Here is a 23,202-nt window from a genome sequence, read left to right as displayed (position 1 = left end):
GTCGACGGTTGACACACGCACTGACGCGCGCTTGGTATGGCTTGGGATCCATCAGCGAAGCCAATCGCCTCGTCGTCGATCATGCCTCCCTCATCGATCAGAGCGACACCAAGCAACACGACCTCGTGATGCGCGCGAGGGCCGCACAACGCATCGATCGACAGGGTCTCTCTATCCCGCCACGCTCGAGCGGTACTGCCTACGTGCCGGAGCCCGGCCGCCTGCTCTACTGCGTCCACTCGACGCCCGCGTACAACACCAACGGCTACTCGACCCGCACCCGCGGTGTCGCAGCCGGCCTCGGCGACGCCGGCGTCGACGTCTCGGTCGTCGCCCGGGTCGGCTACCCCTGGGACAGCCAGGTCGACAAGAAGGCGCCCAAGGCCCGCCGCCAGGTGAGCACGCTCGACGGTGTCGACTACACCCACCTGCCCGGGCCGCGCCTCGGCTCCACGCCGATCGACCACTACATCCTCGCCTGTGCCGACGCCTTCGTGCGGGAGGCCCGGCTGCGCCGCCCTTCGCTCATCCAGTCCGCCTCCAACCACGTCACCGGTCTCGCCGCGCTCATCGCCGCGCGGCGCGTGGGTGTTCCCTTCGTCTACGAGGTGCGGGGGCTGTGGGAGGTCACCGAGGCCTCCGGCAAGCAGGACTGGGAGCAGACCGAGCGCTACCAGCAGCAGGCCGACTTCGAGACGCTCGTCGCGACCGAGGCCGACGCCGTCCTCGCCATCACCGAGGAGACCCGGCAAGAGCTGATCCGCCGCGGCGTCTCCGCCGACAAGATCACCCTGGCGCCCAATGCCGTCGACCCCGGCGTCTTCGTCCCGCTGCCCAAGGACGAGGCATACGCCCGGCAGCACCGCGTGCGCACCGACGTGCCCGTCATCGGCTTCGCCGGCTCGATGGTCGGCTACGAGGGTCTCGACCTGCTCGTCGACGCCGTCGCCCTCCTGCGTGACGAAGGGGTCGACACTCAGCTCGTCCTCGCCGGCTCGGGCGCCGCGGAGCCCGCGCTCAAGAAGCAGGCCGACGAGCTCGGCCTCGGTGACACCGTGCGCTTCGTCGGGCGGGTCCCGGCGAGCGAGATGCAGCGGATGATCAGCCTCTTCGACGTCATGCCGTGCCCCCGCCGCTCGCTGCCCGTCACCGAGATGGTCTCGCCGCTCAAGCCGCTCGAGGCCTTCTCCTGCGCCAAGGCCGTCGTCCTCTCCGACGTCTCACCGCACCGCACCCTCGCGGGGGCCGAGGGCGAGCGCGCCGTCGTCGTCCCGGCCGACGACGCGCGCTCGCTGGCCGACGCCCTGCGGCCGCTCCTCGCCGACGAGGACGCCCGCGCCGACCTCGGCCGCCGCAGCCGGCTGTGGACCCTCGACGAGCGCACCTGGCTGCAGGTCGCCGAGGCCTTCCGCGACGCCCACGCCCGCGCGACCGCGGTAGTCGCTGCCCACGACGCCAGCACCGACCGTGACCTGCGGTCCCTGCGGGTCGGGATCATCGCCGACGAGTTCACCACCGAGACGCTGCGCCCCACCTTCGACCTCGTGCCACTGGACCGACAGGGGTGGCGCGACCAGCTCGACGGCCTCGACCTCGTCTTCGTCGAGTCGGCGTGGAAGGGCAACGACGGCCAGTGGCTGCGTGGAGTCGGCCGGTATGACGACGACGAGCACGCCGACGTCGTCGCACTGCTCGCGCGGGCCCGCGAGCTCGGCATCCCCTCGGTCTTCTGGAACAAGGAGGACCCGGTCCACATCGAGCGATTCATCGCGACCGCCTCGCTGTGCGACCACGTCTTCACGACCGATGCCAACTGCGTCCCGCGCTACCTCGCCGCCGGGGTGGGCACGGTCCGCACCGCCTCGGGGCTGCCCTTCTACGCCCAGCCGCTCATCCACAACCCGCTGCCCGGCGCGCGCGCCTACGACCCCTCCGTCGCCTACGCCGGCACCTACTACGGCGAGCGCTACGCGAAGCGCTCCGCCGAGCTCAGCCGCCTGCTCACCGTGGCCCAGCCCTTCGGCCTGGCGATCTACGACCGCCAGGCCGCGATCCCGGACTCGCCGTACCACTTCCCCGCGATCTTCCGCGGCAACGTGCGCGGCTCGCTCCCCTACGACGAGGTCATCGACTCCTACAAGTCGCACCTGGCCAACCTCAACGTCAACTCCGTCGCCGACTCCCCGACGATGTTCTCCCGACGCGTCGTCGAGGTCGCCGCCTGCGGTGGTGTCGTCCTCTCGGGCCCGGGCCGCGGCATCGGCGAGACGCTCGGCCCGACGATCCCTGCGACCAACGACTCCGACCTCTGGCGTGCCTCGCTCGGCCTGTGGTCCCGCGACCCGCAGGCCCGCCTGCGCGAGGCCTGGCGTCAGATGCGCACCGTCCTGCGCTCGCACACCGTGACGAGCGCGATGCTCCTGCTGACCCGCACCGCAGGCATCCCGACCCGCGGCGACGTGCTGCCCACGTACGCGGCGATCGTCGACGACTTCCGCACCGAGGTCCTCGACTCGCTGGCCCACCAGTCGGTCCTGCCGACCCGGGTCCTCGTCGTCGGCGACGCCGAGGCCGCCCGCGAGCGCCTCGCCCACCTCGGGGTCGACGTCCACGCCTGGGACGGCCGCGGCCTATACAACGCGATGACCGCCGACTACGTCGTGCGCCTCGAGGAGCCGGTCGCGACCCGCACCGGCATGGAGGACCTGCTGCACACCCGCAGCTTCGGCAACTGGGAGCGGATCAGCGGCGCCGTCGACCCCGACCACGCGGCCGGCGACGCCTTCGCCCACGAGACCCGGGCACCGATGTCCGGCCCCGCGATGGTCCACCGCAGCGTCATCCGCACGCACCACCGGAGCCCGCGCCCCTACGAGACCGGTCTCGATCAGGACGACGCGAAGGGGGTCCACCTCACCCTCCCCGCGGCCTCGCCCGGCATCGAGCACGGCACCACGGACCCGGCCGACGCCGGTCGCCCGACGCGCCACCTCAAGGTCGTCGTCGCCGGCCACGACCTGAAGTTCGCCCGGGCGATGATCCGCGACCTGCGGGCCTCCGGTCACGAGGTCGAGATCGACGAGTGGACCGACCACGCCAACCACGACGAGGAGCGCTCCAGCCGTCTGCTGCAGGGCGCCGACGTCGTCGTCTGCGAGTGGGGCCTGGGCAACGCGGTCTGGTACAGCAAGCACCTCATGCCGGGCCAGCGCCTCGTCGTGCGGGTCCACTCGCAGGAGCTGCGCCGCCCCTACCTCGCCTCGATCAAGCACTCGGCGGTCGACGCCTACGTCTTCGTCGGCGACCTCATCCGCGACGCGGCCGTGGCCGGCCACGGCGTGCCGGCGGACAAGGCGCACGTCGTGCCCAATGCAGTGGACCTCGATGGTCTCGACCTGCCGAAGTCCCCCGGGGCGGAGACGACCCTCGGCCTCGTCGGCATCGTCGCCCGGCCGAAGCGGCTCGACCGGGCCCTCGACGTGCTCGAGGGCCTGCACGCCCGCGGCCTCGACCACACCCTGCGGGTCAAGGGCAAGACCCCCGCCGACTACCCCTGGATGGCCCAGCGCCCCGACGAGATGGCGTACTACGAGGAGCAGTTCGCCCGCATCGACCGGATCAACGCCGAGCGTCCCGGGGCGGTCGTGCTCGACGGCCACGGCGACGACATGGCGCAGTGGTACCAGGGCATCGGCGTGGCCCTGTCGACGAGCGACTTCGAGTCCTTCCACCTCACGGTCGCCGACGGTGCGGCGTCGGGCGCGCTGCCGGCGCTGCTCGCCTGGCCGGGCTCGGACCTGATCTACCCGCGCGAGTGGATCAGCCCCGACGTCGAGTCGATGGTCGAGCGGATCGCCACCGCGCCCCGCGACGGCGAGGCCTTCGCCGAGCAGGCCCGTGCGGCCTTCTCCCACGAGCGGACGACCACCCAGCTGACCGAGATCATCACCGGAGGCACCGCGTGAGCACCGACGGGCAGGACCGCGTCCGCACCTTCATCTACGGCAGCTGCGTCTCCCGGGACACCCTGGAGACCATGGGCGACACCCACGAGCTCATCGCCTACATCGCCCGTCAGTCCGCGGTGAGCGCGGGCCACCCGGCCGAGGGCGTCTGGCCGAAGCTCGAGCCCATCGAGTCCCCCTTCCAGCGGCGCAACGTGAAGGGCGACATCGAGGGTGATGCCCTCGCCCAGCTCGCCCGTCGGGCCGACGAGGTCGACGTGCTCGTCATCGACCTCATCGACGAGCGGGGCGGTGTCGTCGAGGTCGGCGGCGGCTACGTCAGCCGCCTCGCCGAGCTGTGGCGGGCCGGCGACGCCGAGGCCACCCGTGACGGGCACCAGATCGACTTCGGCACCGACGAGCACTTCGCCCTCTGGTCGCCCTCCTTTGCTCGATTGGCCACCACCGTGGCTGCGCTCGGCCTCGAGGAGCGGGTGATCGTCTTGGGGACAGACTGGGCGAGCAGTCTGGACGACGGCGATCCTCTGGGCACTTCCGACTGGGACCTACCCCCGGAGCGCGCCAACGAGCAGTACCGCCGCTACTACGAGCGGGTCCGAAGCCTCGGGTGGCCAGTACTCACCCTTCCGGCGGAGCTGACGACCTCGACCCGTGAGCACAAGTGGGGGCCGAGCCCTTTCCACTACACTGAGGCGGCCTACGCGCACCTTGCCGCGGGCATTCGGCCGGTGGCTGCCAGCGGCCGTTAACCGATTCGAACATCAGCAGTGGCATGGACTTGGGTACCTCATCCTGCAGGGCCAGGACCCGCATTTATCAGTTCCGCGCACTGTTGTGGCGCACGCCAATCAGGCGATGGTGACTGGCACCGATGTGACCGCCTCTCGCCGTCCGTCGGGGTGGAGAACGAACGCCCGAACGCGGTAGCTCCCTGGCCCGAGACGCCAGAACGTGTGCGGACGCTGTGGGCCGTACCCCTGCATAGATACACGAGTGCCGCCGCGAAACAGGTGATACGCGACCTTGGCACCGGCTGGCAGAGCGGTTACCACGACCAGTGACCCTTCGAATCCTGGCCCCACCGACACGGATGCGCCGCTCATTGAACGGGTCAAGCCACCAAGGTCGGGCGCTCCGGGCATGCGCGCAACGACCTCCTTCGCCAGCGCTGACTCCGTCGCCTCATCGAAGTGAAACGGCGCCGGCCCCCAACGGTGCGATTCGCCCGCCCTCGTAGCGACATCCACGCCCACGACGTCGACCCCGACCACCTCGTGGATCAGCTCGAGGTAGTGCGCAGACACAGCGTTCCCCTCTTCGGCACTGACGCCGAAACTGGGCTGGGTGGGGGATCCTGACGTGGTCCTCATCGCCCACGGCGGCGCCAGCAGCACGGTCCTGCGCAGCAGGCCCGTCTCCTCGAGTAGCTCGCGCCAGTTCTCCAGCGCCGCGCGGAAGAGCGCGCGATGTTCATGGGAACCGAAGGGGACGTGACGAGTTCCGCTGCGGACAGCGCCGTCACCGCGAAGCGCCCGCCGCTCCACGGTGTCGGTCGTGATCGTGCCATCGTCATGGACGCGGACCCCGAGTCGCTCGTCGACGATGTCCCACACCAGCAGGTCCGCCGAGGAGGCCAGGTCGCGAACGCGGTCCGGGAGCGTGCTGCCGTGATCAGCCTCCAGCATCCGACGCTGGAAGGCACTGCTTAGCCCAGCCACCTCGGCCGGGACCGGCCCCGCAGCGGAGAAGGCGCTGATCAGGCTCTGCCTCGCCTCGTACCCCACGATCAGCGGCTCGGGATGCGCGAAAGGAATGACGTCCCGGGATACACAACTGCCCACGATCAACACCCTGGGGTGCTCGTGCCCTCGACCCAGGCGGAGCGAGGTCTCGCCGAGCGCGTGACCGAACGCGTCCCGTGCGCGCACCGAGATCACGTCCGTATCCTGGGAGAGGAATGCGAGTCCTCTATCGGTGATCGGGCGGGGCCACGCTCCCGACGGAGCGCTCAGGTCGACCTCGACCTCTGTCGTCTCGGGGAGGCCCTCAGATCGGTCCATCCACAGCCGGACCATGCCGCACTCATCCTGAGTACCACGCACATCCATGACGGAGAAGGGGTCGTCGACGGTGCCTCTGAGATCCACCGGGAGAATCTGTCGATCGGGGGTGGGCGCCAATTGGCTGCGTCGAAGTTCGCGCGCCACCTCGATCGGATCGACGCCGGGGTGGCACATCCTTCTCAACGCCTCCTCCAAGGTGTCCCGTGAAGGAGGATCATGACCAGAACCCATGTCAGAGATCAGCCACGCCTCTCCGGGTCGTGACCACAACCCGTCCTGACCCTCGGTCAGGGTACTCTGGTCGAGGTAGGGGCCCATGTGGTGAGCCACGTGTGTATCAGTGGCGTTCTGGAGAACGAGCAGCCTCGTGGCCACCGGGCTACCCGTCGAACCGACAACGCTGAGATCGATCCCGGCCTCTGTGGCCCGCGCCCGGCGGTGGACTTCGGGCATCGCTCGATACTCCCCCAGAGTCAATGCGAGTGCCCGTGTGAGGTACTGCTCCACGGACTGCGGCAGATAGCCCAAGACGTCGGTCTGAGGGTTCCACACCAAGCCAGCCGTGGGCACTCGAGCTCGTCGCAGCTGGTCGAGAACGGCGTATCCGCCCCCGGATCCGCCAACCAGCAAGGGCTCATACGCGAAGATTCGGTGCGCGTGCTCGAGGATTGCGGCGATCACCTCTTGGGCGCCGTCACCCGCCCGCCCCCCATACCATCCCAGCGTGAGCTCGTCCTCCGCCGCTACGAGAGAGTCGCTCAACGCGAGGTACCGCCCGCCGACCACCCGGCTGAGGTTGGCGCCGGAGAAGACCGGAGGCACAATCTCTTGGCGCCCCCGCAATGCCCCGGAAAAGAAGACGGGAAGACATCCTCCCTCGAGGTCTCCCTCTCCGCCCACGAGCACGTCGAGGTGGTCACCTGAGGGCAGGCGGATGATGTCGACGCCGACCTCCAGTAGCGATCCGGCAAGGAAGTCCTGGACGCTCTCCCATGCTCTCACCGACGCGAAGCGTGAGTAATCGGCCCCGGCCGGGGTCCAACCATCAGCGAGCACAGGAAGGGTCAACTCCTCGCCCTCTTCATATCAGGGCGACTGCGCCGAGTGGGCGTGAGCTGTACATCTACAGGGGTGTACTTGCTGACAACGTCCTCGAGGACCGTCGCCGCCTTGTCCTCCTCACCCTGGGCGATGCACCAAGCCCACCAGCGATATGCCCGAGCGGTCGTCCGGGCAGGCCCGTCGCAGATGATCTCGCCCTCATGCAGCCAGATCGCGCGGGTGCACATCTCCTCGATCATCTGGGCTGCGTGGGAGACCAAGAAGATCGTCCCGGCGTCCTCACGGATCTGATTCATCCGCTCCTCGCTGCGCGTCTTCGTGGCAGCATCACCCGTAGCCAGTGCCTCATCGATCAGGAGTATGTCTGGGCGAGCCGCAGCGGCGATGGCGAAACGCAGTCGGCTTCCCATACCGGAGGAGTATGTCTTCATGGGGCGGTGGATGGCCGCTCCCAGAGCAGCCAGCTGGATGACGTCGTCATGCGCCGCTCGGGCCTGCGCCGGAGTCAGCCCCATGGCCAGCAGGCCGAGCTGCACATTCGTCGTCCCCGGCAGGTCCGGCTGCAGGGCAGCATTGACCCCGAGGAAGGTCGGTGTGCTCGTGGCGAGAACCGTCCCGGACGTGGGAGGCTCCAAGCCCGCGATGATGCGCAACAGGGTCGACTTGCCCGAGCCATTGGCCCCCAATACACCGACGATCTCCCCCTGCCGGGCCACGAAGCTGACGTCCTTGAGCGCGTGCACACGGACGGTGCGACGCCACGGAGACCAGCGCCGCCCACCGTCCTCCTCATCGGCGATGACCCGGTAGGTCATTCTCAGTCTGCGGACGGCGACGCTGGTGTCGTCGATGATTGCATCAGGGGTCGCGGGATCACTCACGGCCGTAGTGCTCCTCGCCATGCCAGAAGTAGAGAAAGCCGAAGATGGGAGTCACCAGCGCCCACGTCGCCAGGACTGCCCAGAGCTTTGGGTCCCCTGGCGATGAGTAGAGCAGGTTCGCTCGCGCGAGCTGAAGTACGCAGTACAGGGGATTCAGCTCCGAGATCGCCATGGCGGCGGGGTGCCCCTCGCTGAGCCTCTCGATGGAGAACATCACACCGGAGCCGTACATCCAGATCCGGCTGAAAAAGCCGGCGACAACCTTGCTGTCGGGCACGGCAGCACCAAACCGCGAGGCATAGAGCACGAGTCCGACGTTGAACATCGTCTGTAGCAGAAGGACGGCAGGAAAGAGCAGCCACCAGACCGTGATCGGGGCGTGCGGCGGGATGGCGAGGATCAACACGAGCATCGTCAGCACCGTGGGGATCGTCGAGAAGCTCTCCCGCAGCCAGGTCGCGAGCGGCACAACGGCACGCGGGAACGAGAACGTGCGGATGAGGTTCTTGCCACCAGGGATCGAGGAGATCCCTGAGGTCAGCGAACGAGAGGTGTAGCCGAAAAGGAAGATCCCGATGAGCAAGTAGCCGACGAAGTTCTCGATCCCGTCGCGTGCCCCGAAGAGCAGGCCGAAGATGATGAAATAGGTGGCTCCATCGAGGAGTGGTCGACCGATCAGCCACACGTTCCCCAAGAGCATGTCCCGATTCGTGGTGATCGTCTTCGCCCGTGAGTCCGCGATGATGAAGGCACGGCGTCGCCACAGATCATGGAGGTACCGTCCAAGCCAAGGGCGCCGACCCACCGGGTGCAAACGCCTGGCATCAACGTATCTGGTAACCGGCGTAGCAGTGCCGCGAGCGTCGTCAACCGCGCTGCTCATCGACGTTCCTTCCGGATCACGCTGTCGTACAGGCTCACGTATCGCTGGGTTAGCGCGCCCCATGTGCGCGTCTCGGCGAAGATCCTCCCATGCCTCCCCAACTCGGCCCGCAATGCCTCGTCCTCAGCCAAGCGGACCAACTCGACCGCCAAGGCTTCCGCGTCCCCGGCCCGAACAAGTAGGCCGCTACCCGGAGCGCGAACGATCTCGGCGAGGGCCGGTAGATCACTCGCGATCACAGGTCGGCCGACTGCCATGGCCTCGATCGGCTTCAGCGGGGTGACCGACCGGGTCACCTCGAAGTCATGCCGGGGAACGACGAACACATCCAGAGCCTGGTGCCACAGGCGCGCCTCCCGCCTCGAGACGCGGCCGGGCAGCACCACGACGCCTTCGAGGCCGAGGCGCTGCACCTGCTCGACGAGGGCGGGACGAGCGACGCCATCACCGACGATCGCGGCTCGGACGTCCGCTCCCGCGGCCCGGGCCCGAGCCACCGCGTCGACGAGCACGTCCAGCCCTTCGTAGCCCACGATGGACGAAACGGTGCCCACCCATGTCCCCTCGCGGGGTAGGTGCAGTCGACTGCGCGCTTGATCCGCCGGGGGCGCGTCGACGAGCAGGGTCGGGTCGACCGCGTTGGGCACGATCGTGATGCGGTCGCCGGGGACCCCCCGCTCCACGAGGTCGTTCCGCAATGACTCGGACAGCGTGACCACCGCATCAGCGGCACATGCCATCTCGATCTCGCGTGCCGACCACATGCGATAACGCTCGCTTGACAGCGCTGCCTCGGCCCCACTTCCTGGTCGGGACGTGGCCCACGTCTTCTCCAGCTGGCCACGCACCTCGTACACCCATGGGATCCCCAATGAGCGGGCCGCGGCCTGGGCGGCGAGCGCATTGGGGTAGTGAGTCGTGGCGTGCAATACCTCGGTGCCGCTGAGGCCACCCAGCCGAACCAGTTCCTGGGCCCACAGCTCGATCCGCCCCTCGATCGTCTTGGGCAGTCGGCCACGCAGGATTCGGTGGTAAGGGATGCCGTCGACGTAGGACGTCTGCGGTGCCCCCGCGACACCGATGGTCACGGGGTATCCGGGCCGTGTCATCCCGCGGGCGGCGATCCCCGCGGCTCGCTGCGCCTGCAAGATCGAGTGGCTGCGCAGGGCGTATCCGGAGGATGTGTGCGGCAGCGAGTTCGTCAGGACATGCAGCACACTGCGCCTGCGGCTCCGGTTGCGTTCACCTGGGGGGTCGGGCGGCGAGACCGAGGTCCCCGGTTGGAGGAGCGCCAGCTCCGACCGCAGGCGAGTGGCGTACTGCCGCTCACCGCGTCCCGGGCGCTGCTCCAGCTCGGCGATTGCGCCCGTGATCTCACCCGCGGCCCACAGCGACCGGGCCTGCAATAGACCTGGCCGCCGAGAGGTCCCCCCGGTCACGAGTTCGAGCTCATCGGCGAGCCTCGAGGGCCGCGACCCGCCGAGCGCCTCCCGTGCTCGGTCACGCCTATCGGCCAAGACGTGGCCCAGTGCCGCGATCGTTGGCCAGCGGTCGACCTTCGCAAGGCCGCCCGCGATCCGGGTTCGCGTCGTCCCCGGGAGCCTACGCATGACGAGCAGCGCAAAGGTGACGGGGTCTTCGCTCACGCGCTCGAACGCTGTCGAGGCCATGAGCTGCAGGTTCCTTCCGACGTTTCGGGCTCGGTCCAGCGCGCTCTGGTCACGTTCGCCGACCACGAGGTTCAGGTCCCCCAGCAGGGCCAGGTACTGTTCACCGGCAACCTCTTGGATCGCATGGGTGGCGACCCACTCCGCCGCACGCTCGGACGGCTCCACCGGAGCCTCCCCAGTAGCCAGTCGCACCCAGAGATCGGCCAAGGCCTCGGCGTCACCGGCGGGGGTGACATCTCCGGCGCCGGCGTCGCGGACGACGTCTGCCGCCTCGCCGCTGACGCTGGCACTGATGTGGATGCCGGCGGCCATGAGCTCGTAGATCTTCGACGGGATGGTCAGACGCAGACCCGGCCAGTCGCGAAGCATCACCAGAGCTGTATCCGCCCACGCGTAGTGGCTGGGAACCTCCGACCGCGGCACCGGGTTGCGCATGTCGACCTGGACCCCAGCCCGCCCGGCTGCGTCAGCCACCCGGGCGCGACCTGCCCCTCCACCGACCACACGCAACTGGACGTCCACCCCCCTCGCCCGGGCGATGCGGACCGCCTCCACTGCCATCTCCAGACCCTGGGCACGGCCAACGGTGCCGATGTAGATGACCCGCAGCTCTCCCTTCGCCCTGACCGGAGCCACGTCCGCGGTGCAGTCGTCGAACGGGTGAGCCGCATTGCGCACGACCCGGACGTGCCTGAACCGTCGCTCCCGCAACTTCTCCGCGAAGGAGTGAGTCGTCGTGATGACGACGGAAGCACGTCGTTGGAGGACGCTGATACCCACCGCAGCGACGGCCGCAAGCACGCGCTTGAGCCGCCTCTGCTGAGCGGGAACATGGCCATCCCAGCGGTCTATCACCGCCAAGAGGTCGGGCCAGGCGTCCCGCATCTCCAGAGCAAGGGGGCGGTGGAGGACCTGCGAGACCACGGCGCCTGCCACGATCGACGGAAGGGCCGGCACCGTGACGATGATGATGTCAGGCCGTGAGGCACCGCGGAACCGTCCTGCAACCCAGACGGAGTGCGCTGCACCGACGAGTTGGTCGCACAGCAGGGACCACACACGTCCGTCGGTCTCGCGGTAAGCCACCCGGTGCACCACCTCCCCGCGCTCTCCGGCATGCACCGTGCCCGCCTCGAGATGCGCGGCCTCGGCCCACACCCGACCGGTTGGGTAATGAGGGGACGGAGCGATGACGGCGACGGAGTGGCCAGCACCGACGATGCGCTCGACAAGGCTGGCCCAGCGTTGCTGAGGAGCCCCCATCTCCGGCTCGTAGTGATGGGTCAGGAGCAGAACGCGCATTGCCCCGCCTCAATCGCCATGCCCGCATTGTGCCTGATAATGGTCAACGTCCCGACATGGCCACTGACGCACGGATGTCAATCAACGCGCTCAGGCGTGGGTCACTTGCGTCACGCGCCGACCGACGAGGCGAGCACCTTGGCGATGCGAGCACCGGCGTGGCCATCCCACAGTGGCGGAGTGTCCCACTCCGCCAAGGGCCCGGTAGCGAGGACGTGACGGGCTCGCTCGACGAGTGTGTGACGGTCGACGAGTTGATTGGTCCCGTGCGTGATCGTCACCGGACGCTCCGTGTTGGGCCGCAGCGTCAAGCAGGGCACGCCGAGGATCGTCGTCTCCTCCTGGACGCCGCCCGAGTCGGTCACGACCGCAGCGGCGCCGCGCACCAAGCCCATGAACTCGATGTAACCGAGCGGCTCGATCACGCGAATCCTGTCGTGGTCGAGGAAGCCCGCCTGCTCCAAGCGCGCACGCCCGCGGGGGTGCAGCGGGATCACGATCTGGGCTTGGTCTGCCACGGCATGCATAGCCGCGACAAGCTCCTTGACATCCTCCGGGTCGTCGACGTTTCCCGGGCGATGCAGGGTGGCCACGATGTAGTCACCCTCGATACCGACGTCTTTGCCCACGGCGTCGGCGTCGAAGCGGTGCCTGTTCTTCAGCAACGTGTCGATCATCGGGTTGCCCACGAAGTGAATCTTGTCCGGGTCGGTGCCCTCGTTGCCCAGGTGGCCGATCGCATCCGTGCTCGTGGTCAGCAGCAGATCGGAGAGTCGGTCGGTGACCAGACGGTTGATCTCCTCGGGCATCGTCATGTCGAAGGAACGCAGGCCCGCTTCGACGTGGGCGAAGGTGATGCCCATCTTCGATGCCACGAGCGCCGCGGCGACAGTGGAGTTCACATCCCCGTAGACCACCACGAGATCGGGACGACGCTCCGTGAACAGGGCCTCCAGGGCCTCCATCACCTTCGCGGTCTGGGCTCCGTGGGCGCCGGAGCCCACGCCGAGGTTCACGTCCGGCTTCGGGATACCCAGCTGCCGGAAGAAGATCTCGGACATCTTGTCGTCGTAGTGCTGACCCGTGTGCACCAGGAGTTGCTCCACGTCATACGCCGCGAGCCCCTCCAGCACCGGTGCCGCCTTGGGGAAGTTGGGACGCGCACCGGTCACGTGCAGGACAAGAGGTGTCACAGGTGTCGAACTCCTTGCAATCGAAATGGTGCGGGACGCAGAGGCCTAGAGGCGCTGCACCTTGTCACCATCGGCCGCCACGCCTCGAGTGTCGAAGAACCGTTGCGCCTTGAGAGCAAGGGCGTCGACATCGAATGACCGGTGATTCTGCACGAGGATGGTCAGGTCGGCCTCGGTCACTGCCGTCTCGACGCTGTCAACACGGCGCGCCTCCGGCACTGCGGACCACTCCAACACCTTGGGGTCGAAAAACCTCACGTCGGCCCCCTTCGCGATGAGTTGCTGCGCCAGCGGCACGGCCGGCGACTCGCGTTGGTCGGCAATGTTCGGCTTGTACGTGACACCGAGCAGGAGCACCGTGGACCCGCGCAAAGGTTTGCAGTCCTCATTGAGGAGGTCATAGACACGCTGGACGATGTACGCAGGCATCGTCGCATTGATCTCTTGGGCCAGCTCGACGAAACGGAAGGGGTAGCCCAGCTTCGACCGGACGCTGTGGGAGAGATAATTGGGATCGATCGGGATGCAGTGTCCACCGACGCCCGGGCCCGGATAGAACGCTTGGAAGCCGAACGGCTTCGTCTTCGCGGCCGCGATCACGTCCCACAGGTCGATGCCCAGATCGTGGCAGAAGCGCGCCATCTCGTTCACCAGGGCGATGTTGATGTGCCGGTAGGTGTTCTCCAGCAACTTTGCGGTCTCGGCCTCGCGGGTCCCCTTGGCGCGCACCACCGTGTCGACGAAGGAGCCATAGAAGGCCGCCGCCGCGTCGGCGCACGCCGGGGTGTGTCCACCGACGACCTTGGGAGTGTTCTTGGCGCCGAACTTTTCGTTGCCCGGATCGATGCGCTCCGGTGAGAAGGCGAGGTGGAAGTCCTTCCCCGCGACCAGGCCACCCTGCTCGAGCACCGGACGAACCACCTCGTCCGTGGTACCCGGGTACGTCGTGGACTCGAGAATGACCGTCTGGCCGGAGCGAAGGTGCTCTGACACGGTGTGCACGGCGGCGTTGATCGGCCCGAGATCGGGGCCGCCGTCCTCGGAGAGGGGCGTCGGTACGCAGATGACGATCGTCGAGGCCTCGGCGAGACGTCCGGCATCGCAGGTGGCCTGATAGCCCGCATCCACCATGCTCCGGATGTCCTCGTCGGAGAGGTCGTCGATGTGGGACGTCCCGGAATTGAGGGCATCGACGATGCCTTGGCTGATGTCGAAACCGAGGACCTGTGTGCCCACCTTGCTCGCTTCGTACGCCAAGGGCAGGCCAACATATCCCTGCCCCATGATCGCGACGTCAGCCATGCTTCTCCGTTCCAATTGAGCTGCAGCAGCGGGTGCCACTACGCGTTGATCATTCCTGCGCCGACGGTGACGCCCGTTGCCTCATCAATGAGGATGAACGACCCAGTCGTGCGGTTCTGCTCGTAGGGGTCGACCAGCAACGGCTGCGCTGACCGCAACTTCACCCGTCCGATCTCATTGAGCATCAGCTCACCGGCGTCCGGGTCGCGGTGCAGCGAGTTCACGTCGAGGCGGTACTGCACCTCCTTGATGATGGTGCGGGCCGTCTTCGTAGTGTGCTTGATCGCGAGCTTCTGCTTGGGCCGCATCGGGGTCGGCGACATCCAGCAGATCATCGCGTCGATGTCTTGGATCGGCTCAGGCTGGTTGTTCACCCGGGCGATCATGTCGCCACGGCTGACGTCGAGGTCGTCCCGCAGGCGCACGGTCACCGACATGGGCGGGTACGCCTCGTCGAGCTTCTCCTCGTGCAGGTCGATCCCCTCGATCGTGCTCGTCATTCCGCTGGGCAGGACCACGACCTCGTCGCCTGGCTTGAGCACGCCACCGGCCACCTGGCCGGCATATCCGCGGTAGTCGTGGAACTCGTCCGACTTCGGGCGGATCACGTACTGCACCGGGAAGCGGACATCCCGCAGGTCGCGGTCGGAGGCGATGTGCACGTTCTCCAAGTGGTGCAACAGGCTGGTGCCCTGGTACCAGGGCATGTTCTCACTGCGGTTGACGACGTTGTCGCCCTGCAGCGCCGAGATCGGGATCACGGCCAGGTCCGGGATGTTCAGCTTGCCGGCGAAGGCGGTGAACTCCTTGTAGATCCGGTTGTAGACCTCTTCGGAGTAGTCGACCAGGTCCATCTTGTTCACCGCGAGCACCAGGTGCGGCACCCGCAGCAGCGACAGCAGCACCGCGTGCCGACGCGACTGCTCGGTCAGCCCGTGCCGCGCGTCCACGAGGACCAGACCGAGGTCGGAGGTCGACGCCCCGGTGACCATGTTGCGGGTGTACTGCACGTGCCCCGGGGTGTCGGCGATGATGAACTTGCGCTTCGGCGTCGCGAAGTAGCGGTAGGCCACATCGATCGTGATGCCCTGCTCGCGCTCGGACCGCAGCCCGTCGGTCAGGAGCGCGAGGTCGGTGTAGTCGAAGCCCTTGTCCTTGCTCGTCTTCTCGACGGACTCCATCTGGTCCTCGAAGATCGCCTTGCTGTCGAGCAGCAGTCGCCCGATCAGGGTCGACTTGCCGTCGTCGACGGAGCCGGCCGTCGCGAAGCGGAGCATGTCCATACGGTCGTCCATCATCAGAAATACCCCAGCTTCTTGCGGTCTTCCATCGCGGCCTCGGAGAACTTGTCATCGCCACGGGTGGCGCCACGCTCGGTCACGCGCGAGGCGGCCACCTCCTCGATGACCTTCTCCACGGTGTCTGCTTCGGACTCCAGGCAGCCGGTCAGAGTCAGGTCGCCGACGGTGCGGAAGCGCACGGTGCGCTCGGTGACGGTCTCGCCCTCGCGGCAGGGGTTGTACTCGCTCTCGGTGAAGAGCATCCCGCCCCGCTCGAAGACGCGTCGCTTGTGTGCGTAGTAGATCGAGGGGATGTCGATGTCCTCGCGGGCGATGTAGTGCCAGATGTCCAGCTCGGTCCAGTTGCTCAGCGGGAAGACACGCATGTGCTCGCCCTCGTGCAGCTGACCGTTGTAGAGCGTCCACAGCTCCGGGCGCTGGTTCTTCGGGTCCCACTGGCCGAAGTCGTCGCGGTGGGAGAAGACCCGCTCCTTGGCCCGCGCCTTCTCCTCATCGCGACGGCCGCCGCCGAAGGCGGCGGTGTAGCCCTCGGACTCGATGGCGTGCAGCAGGGTGCCGATCTGCAGGCGGTTGCGTGGGGTCTTGCCATCGTCGACGACGACGCCGTCGGCGATGGCCTGCTCCACCGACGCCTCGTGCAGGCGCACCCCGAGCCGCTCCACCCAGCGGTCGCGCGTAGCCAGCACCTCGGGGAAGTCGTACCCCGTGGCCACCTGCAGCACCGGGAAGGGCACCCGCGCCGGGTAGAACGCCTTCTCCGCCAGGCGGAGCATCACGATGGAGTCCTTGCCGCCGGAGAACATCAGCACCGGCTTCTCGAACTCGGCCGCGACCTCACGGAAGATGTGGATGGACTCGGCCTCGAGCTGGTCCAGATGACTCAGCCGGTAGTCGGCATGCGTGGACATCGTCTCTCTCACGGCAGGGGACACGGATCGCGGCCAACCATACCCGTCGAGCACCGTGTCGACGCGCTGGCCCGGCATTCATCTCCCAGCGAGTCACTTGGACATGGTGGGGTGTCGACCTGTCACAATCCGTGACGTGACCGGATCCGCCCGCGCCCAGCAGTACTGTCCCCCCTTCGACCAGCTCGATGCCCTCGAGCGGCTCAGGGTGGGGGCCTCCGCCTCGACGGGACCGGCGCTCGCGATCGACGACGACGTCCGTCGAGCGGCGCAGCGCGACGGGCTGGAGATCGTGGACCCCGAGGGTGTCCCGATCGCCCGGTTCTCGCCGGAGCAGATCGGCGACGAGGGACCGACGGGGACGCCGGAGTGGCTGGGCAACGGTTCCCCCCGGCCCTACGAGCGCCTCTACCTCTCCCCCGCCCAGGTGCGCGCGACCGCGACCGAGGAGACGCTGACGGTCGTCGTCGACCGACGCCTGAACCGGAACGACATCACCGAGATCCGCAACATCAGCACTGGCCGGCCCGTCCTGCTGCTCGTCCTGTGCGGCCCGACGATGTCGCCCTACACCCGCGGGGTCAATCTCCTGCGCCGCAGCCTCGAGGTCGCCAAGGGCCTGACGGACGCGCGTGTCGTCGCCGTCCCGCTCGACCCGAGGATCGCCGCGACCGACCCCGAGCTGCAGGACGAGGTGGTCTCCGCCTACGCCCCCGGTGCCGTCGCCTGGCTCGGCACCCACACCACCCGGCTGCCCGGTACGCGCACGATGGACCGGACCGGTGAGTCCGGTGGACTCGTCCTCTTCTTCACCGGGCTGTCCGGCTCGGGCAAGTCGACGGTGGCCCGTGCGGTGCGCGAGGCGATCCTGGAGGAGGACGGCCGCCCCGTCTCGATCCTCGACGGCGATGTCGTGCGTCGGCACCTCTCGGCGGGGCTGACCTTCTCCCCCGAGGACCGCGAGACCAACATCCGGCGCATCGGCTGGGTCGCGGCCGAGATCGCCTACCACGGGGGCGCGGCGATTTGCTCCCCCATCGCGCCCTACGACTCCACCCGCAAGGCCGTGCGGGCGATGGCGACCGATCGCGGCGGCGACTTCGTCCTGATCCATGTCAGCACCCCGGTCGAGGAGTGCGCCCGGCGTGACCGCAAGGGCCTGTACGCCAAGGCGCAGGCAGGAGAGATCAAGGACTTCACCGGTGTGAGTGCCCCCTACGAGGCGCCCACGGACGCCGATCTCGACCTCGACACCTCCTCGATCAGCATCGACGAGGCCCGCGACCGCGTGCTCGACCTGCTGCGTGAGCGCGGCCACCTCGCCGACCCGACCCAGCCGGAGTGGACGATCTGATGGGGGACATCGCCTCCCTGCTGTTCGTCGCCTTCACCGTCGGCATCGTCATCGGCCTGACGGGTATGGGCGGTGGCGCCCTGATGACCCCGGCGCTGATCTTCCTCGGCATCCCGCCGACCACCGCCGTGGCCAACGACCTCGTCGCCGCCGCCGTCAACAAGACCGTCGGCGCGGCAGCGCACCTCAAGCACGGCTCCCCCGACGTGAAGCTCGCCGGGCTGCTCGTCCTGGGGTCGGTCCCCACGGCCGCGGCGGGAGGGTGGCTGATCAACCAGGTCGGCTCCCCCGAGGAGCAGCAGTCCTTCGTGAAGATGGCCATCGGTGTCGCGCTGCTGCTGGCAGCGGCCACCTATGTCCTGCGGACCCTGCTCAACATGCGCCACAACATCCAGGTCGCCAGCGAGGGAGGCACCCCCTACACCGACGACAACCCCACGCTGCGGGTCGTCCCCACGATCATCGTCGGCGCCCTGGGCGGCCTCCTCGTCGGCCTGACCAGTGTCGGGTCCGGCTCGCTGATCATGGTCGCCCTGCTCATGCTCTACCCCCGGCTGGCTCCCAACCGGCTGGTGGGCACCGACCTCGTGCAGGCCATCCCCCTCGTGATCGCCGCAGCCATCGGTCACGTCATCTACGAGGGCGTCGACTGGTCCATCCTGCTGCCGCTGATCATCGGCGGCGCCCCCGGCACCTACCTCGGTGCGCGGCTGGCCTCGTGGGTGCAGCAGAACGTCGTGCGCCGCGGCATCGCGATCGTGCTGTCGCTGACCGGGCTGGGCATGCTGGGCCTGCCCCCGGTGTGGGTCGGGATCGTCGGAGCGTCACTGCTGGTGCTCGGACCCATCGTGTGGGGCGCGGTGCGCAGGGCGCACGGACTTCCCCCCTTCCCCAGCACCCGTGAGGAAGGCCTGCAGGCCGCCGCGGAACGACTCAAGCAACGACAAGGACACACCAATGACTGACGACCACACCCTCGCCGCCGAGCTGGCGACGGCAGCCGGCGGGCTGCTGCTGCGCACCCGTGAGGAGCACGCGGGCACCGACCCGAAGGAGCTGAAGGACATCGGCGATCGGGTCTCGCACGACTTCCTCATGGCCGAGCTGGCCACGGCCCGCCCCGACGACGCCGTGCTGTCCGAGGAGGGTGCCGACGACCACGCACGGCTGTCCGCGCAGCGGGTGTGGATCGTCGACCCGCTGGACGGCACCCGCGAGTTCAGCGAGGCCGAGCGGGACGACTGGGCGGTGCACGTCGCCCTGTGGCAGGACGGCGAGCTCGTCGCCGGGGCGGTGGGCCGCCCGGCCCGGGGCGTGACCTACTCGAGCGCCGAGAGCGAGCCGGCGAAGGGGGCGGCGGGCGACCCCCTTCGCCTCGCCGTGAGCCGGAGCCGGCCGCCGGAGTTCGTCACCCGACTGGCCGACCACCTCGGCGCCGACCTCGTCGAGATGGGCTCGGCCGGGGTGAAGGCCATGTCCGTCCTCGACGGCATCGCCGACGCCTATGTGCACGCCGGCGGCCAGTACGAGTGGGACTCCGCGGCACCGGTCGCCGTGGCCCGCGCCCACGGCCTCCACACCAGCCGCATCGACGGCTCGGAGCTGGTCTACAACAACGAAAACCCCTACCTGCCCGACCTCGTCGTCTGCCGCCCGGAGGTCGCCGAGACCGTCCTGAAGGGGATCCGCGCGGTCGAGGACTGAGCGACCCCCTTCGTCCCGGCGCCGACACACACAGAGCGGCCCCGCCATCTCGGCGGGGCCGCTCTGCCTCGGGGCCCGGACTCAGCTGTCGATCCGCTGCTGCTCGCTGCTGGAGGCAGACACCTCCATGGGCTCGGCCCCCTTGCTCTCGACGGAGATCTGGCGGGGCATTGCACGCGAGTTCAGCGGCAGGGTCACCGTCAGCACCCCGTTGTCGTAGTTCGCCTTGACCTGGTCGGGGTCGATGTCGTCCCCGAAGGTGATCTGGCGGCGGTAGCTGCCCGAGAACCGCTCACTGGTCAGCCACTGCACGCGCTCCTCCGGCGGCGCCGTGCGGTGCGCGGTCAGTGTCAGCACGCCACGTCCCATGTTGACGTCGATGCTGCCCGGGTCCATGCCCGGCAGGTCCGCGTGGACCACGTACTGGTCCTCCATGCGGTAGACGTCGACCGGCATGAACTGCGGCGATCGCGGCGTCGAGCGCCCACCCAGCAACCCCTGGGCCAAGGCATCCAGCTCGTTGAATCCATCAGTGCGCATCATCAAAGGTCACCTCCAACAATGTGGGCCACCCACCGCCCCGCGGGGGTGGCGCCTCCCTGTACCGACAGCAGAAATTTAGCACTCTCGCCTTGAGAGTGCCAAGTACTTCGTGATGGCTTTTTGAGGTGTTGTTGGGGGGTGCTCGGCGAGCACCAACCGGTCATCCGGGAGAGGTGAAGACGAGAAGCCAGTCCCCGTCACCGTCCCCGTTCTGCCCCGGCGTCCGGTACTGCGGCTGCACTCCGGCGGGCTGCGTCTGCCCCGTCGACGGGTCCACCCACGAGGCCGACACGTCGTCCGCGAGCGCACCGGTCTCGATGGTGATCGTGCGCTGGGTCGGCACGTAGACCACCGCGACCGAGCCGTCGGGCGCGATCGTCGCGGTCGCGAGATCGCTGTCGAGGACGTCGCCGCGCTCCCACGCCTCTCCCCTGCCACCGGTGAGGAATGCCCCCTTCGCATCCGGCACCAACCGCCACCACTCCACACCGGCGAAGACATCCCGCACGTGCCCCACGTCCGCCAGCCCCGGCGAGCCCAGGCGCTCCTGCCAACCCGGGGCGAACCCCCAGTCGGACGAGCCGTAGAAGTCCCCCACCGCACCGCTGGTCAGCGCCCAGGCCACCTGCCGGCGCAGGGTCTCGCTCGTGGTCGGCTGGTTGCCCTGGTTGTTCTCCCGCTCGTAGTTCGCCTCCCCCAGCAGCGTCGGCACCGGCGGTTGGTGGCTGTACGCCCGTGCCACGGCCGCGTGGGTCGGGTCGTAGGTGTAGACGAAGTTCCAGTCCACGCCCCGGCGCCACCACGGGTGGTCGGTCGTGACGACCGGGCCGGCCGCGCCGAGCTGCATGGTGAAGGGACGCTGATCGCCGACGTCACGCATCCCCTCACGCACCGCCGCCACACACCGGTCGATCTCACCCGGCGCGTCGCTCGCCGGGTAGTAGTCGCCGCCGGCCATCCACACGATGTTCGGCAGGTCGGCGAAGTGCTCGGCGACCTGCCGCCCGTACGTCCGGCACTGCTGCATCCCGTCAGGGGTGAAGGCCTTGCCCCAGACCCACGAGTCGATGGGGTAGAGCATCACCGTGATCCCGTGCCGCTCGGCACGAGCGACGTAGTCGTGGGCCCGGCCCCAGTAGTCCGGACTCCACTCGGTGACATCCCCTTCGACGAAGGGGGCCAACCCGTCCACCGTCGAGCCGTCGTCGTGCGGCGCGCCGTTGGCGACGGCCCCGAGCAGGGAGACGATCACCGCGTTGACGTCCCTGTCCCCACGGTCAGCGAAGTAGGTCTCCGCCTCGTCCGGGGTCAGGTCCGTCATCAACGACCACGGCGAGTCCCCGCGCACGAGGACGGGATCGCCGTGCTGGTCGACGAGATGGCGACGGTCGTCGCTGACCGACCAGACGAAGCGCTCACCACTGTCACTGGTTGGTGCGCGCTGCCCGGTGACCTGTTCGCTCGGTGTGCGCTGCCCGGTCGTCGGCTCGCTCGGCGGGCGCTGCCCGGCAGCCGGCGGCGGGCCACTGCCCCCGTCACCGGGCCGAAGAACGACCACGGCCGTGGCCACGAGGGCCAGCACAGCCGCCGCCACGATCAGGTACCGCAGCACGAGTCAAGATTACTGCTCCCGGTGCTCCCTGCGGGGCGGTGCACGCCCCGGCCCCAAGACGACCCCCCTTCGCCCTGAACCGAAGGGGGGCCGACATGGGGCCGGGGTGTGGCCCGGGGGTCAGTTGGCGTGGGCCGCCACGGCGGCGGCGACGGCCTCGGCAACGCCCTCCTGGAAGACGGGAGGCACGATGCAGTCGGCGGTCGGCTCCTCGACGAGGTCGGCGATGGCGCGCGCGGCGGCGAGCTTCATCTCCTCGCTGATCTGCACACCACCGGCGTCGAGCGCCCCGCGGAAGATGCCGGGGAAGGCGAGCACGTTGTTGATCTGGTTCGGGAAGTCGCTGCGACCCGTGGCCACGATCGAGGCGTACTTGTGCGCGATGTCCGGGTGGACCTCGGGCGTGGGGTTGGCCAGCGCGAAGATCATCGGCCCCTCGGCCATCGACGCGACCTGCTCCTCGGGGACGGTGCCCCCGGAGACGCCGATGTAGACGTCGGCGCCCTTGAGCGCGTCGGCCATCGTGCCGGTCTTGCCGGAGACATTCGTCGTCGCGGCGAGCATCTCCTTGTGGGTGACCAGGTCGTGGCGGTGCTTGCCGATGATGCCGCGGGAGTCGCACACGACGATGTCGGTGACGCCGGCCAGCTGCAGCAGCTGGGTCACCGCGACACCGGCCGCGCCGGCACCGCCGACGACGACGCTGAGCGAGCCGATGGTGCGCTCGACGACGCGGCAGGCGTTGATCAGGCCGGCGAGCACGACGATCGCGGTGCCGTGCTGGTCGTCGTGGAAGACGGGGATCTCCAGCCGCTCGCGCAGCCGCCGCTCCAGGTCGAAGCACCGCGGCGCCGAGATGTCCTCGAGGTTGATGCCGCCGAAACTGGGCGCCATGCGGGCGATGGTGTCGACGAGGTCGTCGACCGACCCGGACTCCAGGCACACCGGGATGGCGTCGACGCCGGCGAAGTGCTTGAAGAGGACGGCCTTGCCCTCCATGACCGGCATCGCCGCGAGCGGGCCGATGTCACCCAGGCCGAGCACCGCGGTGCCGTCGGTGATGACCGCGACGGTGTTGTTGCGGGCGGTGAAGCGGCGCGAGAGGGAGGGGTCCTCCTCGATCGCCAGGCAGACGTCGGCCACACCGGGCGTGTAGAGGAGGGAGAGGTCCTCCTGCCCCTCGAGCGGCTTCGTCGCCCGTACCTCGACCTTGCCGCCCTCGTGGGCGACGAACTGCGGGGCAGTGAGGTCGTGGGTGGTGGTGGGCTCGGACGCAGACACGGCAGACAAACCTCGGAGAATCGAAAGGATCAAGAACGCCCTGGGGCGACCGGGTGTGGTCACGGTGGGCGGCTGGTGAGCCGCTGGCAATCATCCCACACGTGCGGGGACCGTTCGGCGCATGACCACGCCGGTGTCCCGTAGGCATGTGGCGTGCACGAGGACGACAGGACTACTC

At 68.6% G+C, this 23,202-nt stretch carries 16 protein-coding genes; 5 read left to right on the top strand and 11 right to left on the bottom strand.

The genetic code is table 11. The features are described from left to right. Positions 1-203 precede the first annotated feature (203 nt). A complete protein-coding gene (locus PVE36_RS04045) occupies positions 204-3,965 on the top strand; it encodes a glycosyltransferase (protein ID WP_277454733.1) in 3,762 nt (1,253 codons plus the stop codon). Beyond that, a complete protein-coding gene (locus tag PVE36_RS04040) occupies positions 3,962-4,714 on the top strand; it encodes a DUF6270 domain-containing protein (RefSeq protein ID WP_277454732.1) in 753 nt (250 codons plus the stop codon). Before PVE36_RS04045 ends, PVE36_RS04040 begins: the two co-directional genes overlap by 4 nt. A gap of 99 nt (positions 4,715-4,813) precedes the next feature. Here PVE36_RS04040 and PVE36_RS04035 read toward each other — a convergent pair whose 3' ends face one another. The 8 genes from PVE36_RS04035 to cysD all read right to left on the bottom strand — a co-directional run bounded on the left by PVE36_RS04035 (position 4,814) and on the right by cysD (position 16,530). Beyond that, the gene (locus PVE36_RS04035) at positions 4,814-7,030 is read right to left on the bottom strand and encodes a DUF6270 domain-containing protein (protein WP_277454731.1); all 2,217 of its coding nucleotides are present in this window, start codon (positions 7,028-7,030) and stop codon (positions 4,814-4,816) included. Between the two features lie 62 nt (positions 7,031-7,092). Further along, positions 7,093-7,971, bottom strand: coding sequence for an ABC transporter ATP-binding protein (locus tag PVE36_RS04030; RefSeq protein WP_277454730.1), 879 nt, complete (start codon positions 7,969-7,971; stop codon positions 7,093-7,095). Next, positions 7,964-8,854 carry an ABC transporter permease gene (locus tag PVE36_RS04025; RefSeq protein WP_277454728.1) on the bottom strand — a complete coding sequence of 297 codons (891 nt, stop codon included), beginning with the start codon at positions 8,852-8,854 and terminating at the stop codon, positions 7,964-7,966. The genes PVE36_RS04030 and PVE36_RS04025 overlap by 8 nt, the downstream gene beginning before the upstream one ends. Then, the gene (locus PVE36_RS04020; protein ID WP_277454726.1) at positions 8,851-11,826 is read right to left on the bottom strand and encodes a glycosyltransferase; all 2,976 of its coding nucleotides are present in this window, start codon (positions 11,824-11,826) and stop codon (positions 8,851-8,853) included. The genes PVE36_RS04025 and PVE36_RS04020 overlap by 4 nt, the downstream gene beginning before the upstream one ends. A 110-nt stretch (positions 11,827-11,936) precedes the next feature. Continuing rightward, complete coding sequence (gene wecB, locus PVE36_RS04015; RefSeq protein ID WP_277454724.1) at positions 11,937-13,019, bottom strand: UDP-N-acetylglucosamine 2-epimerase (non-hydrolyzing); 1,083 nt, start codon at positions 13,017-13,019, stop codon at positions 11,937-11,939. Positions 13,020-13,064: 45 nt separating this feature from the next. Further along, a complete protein-coding gene (locus PVE36_RS04010) occupies positions 13,065-14,321 on the bottom strand; it encodes a nucleotide sugar dehydrogenase (protein WP_277454723.1) in 1,257 nt (418 codons plus the stop codon). A gap of 38 nt (positions 14,322-14,359) precedes the next feature. Next, on the bottom strand, positions 14,360-15,604 hold the full coding sequence (locus PVE36_RS04005) for a GTP-binding protein (protein WP_277455754.1): 1,245 nt from the start codon (positions 15,602-15,604) through the stop codon (positions 14,360-14,362). 14 nt (positions 15,605-15,618) lie between these two features. After that, entirely contained in the window at positions 15,619-16,530 is a 912-nt protein-coding gene (gene cysD / locus PVE36_RS04000) for a sulfate adenylyltransferase subunit CysD (protein ID WP_277454722.1), read from the bottom strand. Positions 16,531-16,666: 136 nt separating this feature from the next. Between cysD and cysC the strand changes: the two genes are divergently transcribed. The 3 genes from cysC to PVE36_RS03985 are packed head-to-tail and all read left to right on the top strand — an operon-like array spanning position 16,667 to position 19,588. Continuing rightward, positions 16,667-17,884 (top strand): adenylyl-sulfate kinase, encoded by a 1,218-nt coding sequence (cysC, locus tag PVE36_RS03995; protein ID WP_277454721.1) that lies wholly within the window; start codon positions 16,667-16,669, stop codon positions 17,882-17,884. Next, positions 17,872-18,849 (top strand): sulfite exporter TauE/SafE family protein, encoded by a 978-nt coding sequence (locus PVE36_RS03990; RefSeq protein ID WP_277454720.1) that lies wholly within the window; start codon positions 17,872-17,874, stop codon positions 18,847-18,849. Before cysC ends, PVE36_RS03990 begins: the two co-directional genes overlap by 13 nt. Further along, positions 18,842-19,588, top strand: a complete 747-nt coding sequence (locus PVE36_RS03985) for a 3'(2'),5'-bisphosphate nucleotidase CysQ (protein WP_277454719.1) — start codon at positions 18,842-18,844, stop codon at positions 19,586-19,588. The genes PVE36_RS03990 and PVE36_RS03985 overlap by 8 nt, the downstream gene beginning before the upstream one ends. 81 nt (positions 19,589-19,669) lie before the next feature. On the opposite strand, the gene PVE36_RS03980 is transcribed toward PVE36_RS03985, so the two are convergent. From PVE36_RS03980 to PVE36_RS03970, 3 genes are all read right to left on the bottom strand, one after another. Continuing rightward, a complete protein-coding gene (locus tag PVE36_RS03980; RefSeq protein ID WP_277454718.1) occupies positions 19,670-20,131 on the bottom strand; it encodes an Hsp20/alpha crystallin family protein in 462 nt (153 codons plus the stop codon). A 160-nt stretch (positions 20,132-20,291) separates the two neighbouring features. Beyond that, positions 20,292-21,743 carry a DUF4038 domain-containing protein gene (locus tag PVE36_RS03975; protein WP_277454717.1) on the bottom strand — a complete coding sequence of 484 codons (1,452 nt, stop codon included), beginning with the start codon at positions 21,741-21,743 and terminating at the stop codon, positions 20,292-20,294. A gap of 120 nt (positions 21,744-21,863) precedes the next feature. Then, positions 21,864-23,024, bottom strand: a complete 1,161-nt coding sequence (locus PVE36_RS03970) for an NADP-dependent malic enzyme (RefSeq protein ID WP_277454716.1) — start codon at positions 23,022-23,024, stop codon at positions 21,864-21,866. Between the last annotated feature and the right edge of the window lie 178 nt (positions 23,025-23,202).

The sequence above is a fragment of the Janibacter sp. DB-40 genome, from assembly GCF_029510815.1.
GTDB lineage: Bacteria > Actinomycetota > Actinomycetes > Actinomycetales > Dermatophilaceae > Janibacter.
Note: the sequence above shows the minus strand (reverse complement) of the source record. Positions and strands in the feature narration are given on the sequence as shown.

What these genes read in the sequence shown, in the direction of transcription:
- cysD (WP_277454722.1), bottom strand. Translation starts at nt 16,530, where the DNA reads ATGTCCACGCATGCCGACTACCGGCTGAGTCATCTGGACCAGCTCGAG.
- PVE36_RS04010 (WP_277454723.1), bottom strand. Translation starts at nt 14,321, where the DNA reads ATGGCTGACGTCGCGATCATGGGGCAGGGATATGTTGGCCTGCCCTTG.
- PVE36_RS04020 (WP_277454726.1), bottom strand. Translation starts at nt 11,826, where the DNA reads ATGCGCGTTCTGCTCCTGACCCATCACTACGAGCCGGAGATGGGGGCT.
- PVE36_RS03980 (WP_277454718.1), bottom strand. Translation starts at nt 20,131, where the DNA reads ATGATGCGCACTGATGGATTCAACGAGCTGGATGCCTTGGCCCAGGGG.
- PVE36_RS04005 (WP_277455754.1), bottom strand. Translation starts at nt 15,604, where the DNA reads ATGGACATGCTCCGCTTCGCGACGGCCGGCTCCGTCGACGACGGCAAG.
- PVE36_RS04025 (WP_277454728.1), bottom strand. Translation starts at nt 8,854, where the DNA reads ATGAGCAGCGCGGTTGACGACGCTCGCGGCACTGCTACGCCGGTTACC.
- PVE36_RS03985 (WP_277454719.1), top strand. Translation starts at nt 18,842, where the DNA reads ATGACTGACGACCACACCCTCGCCGCCGAGCTGGCGACGGCAGCCGGC.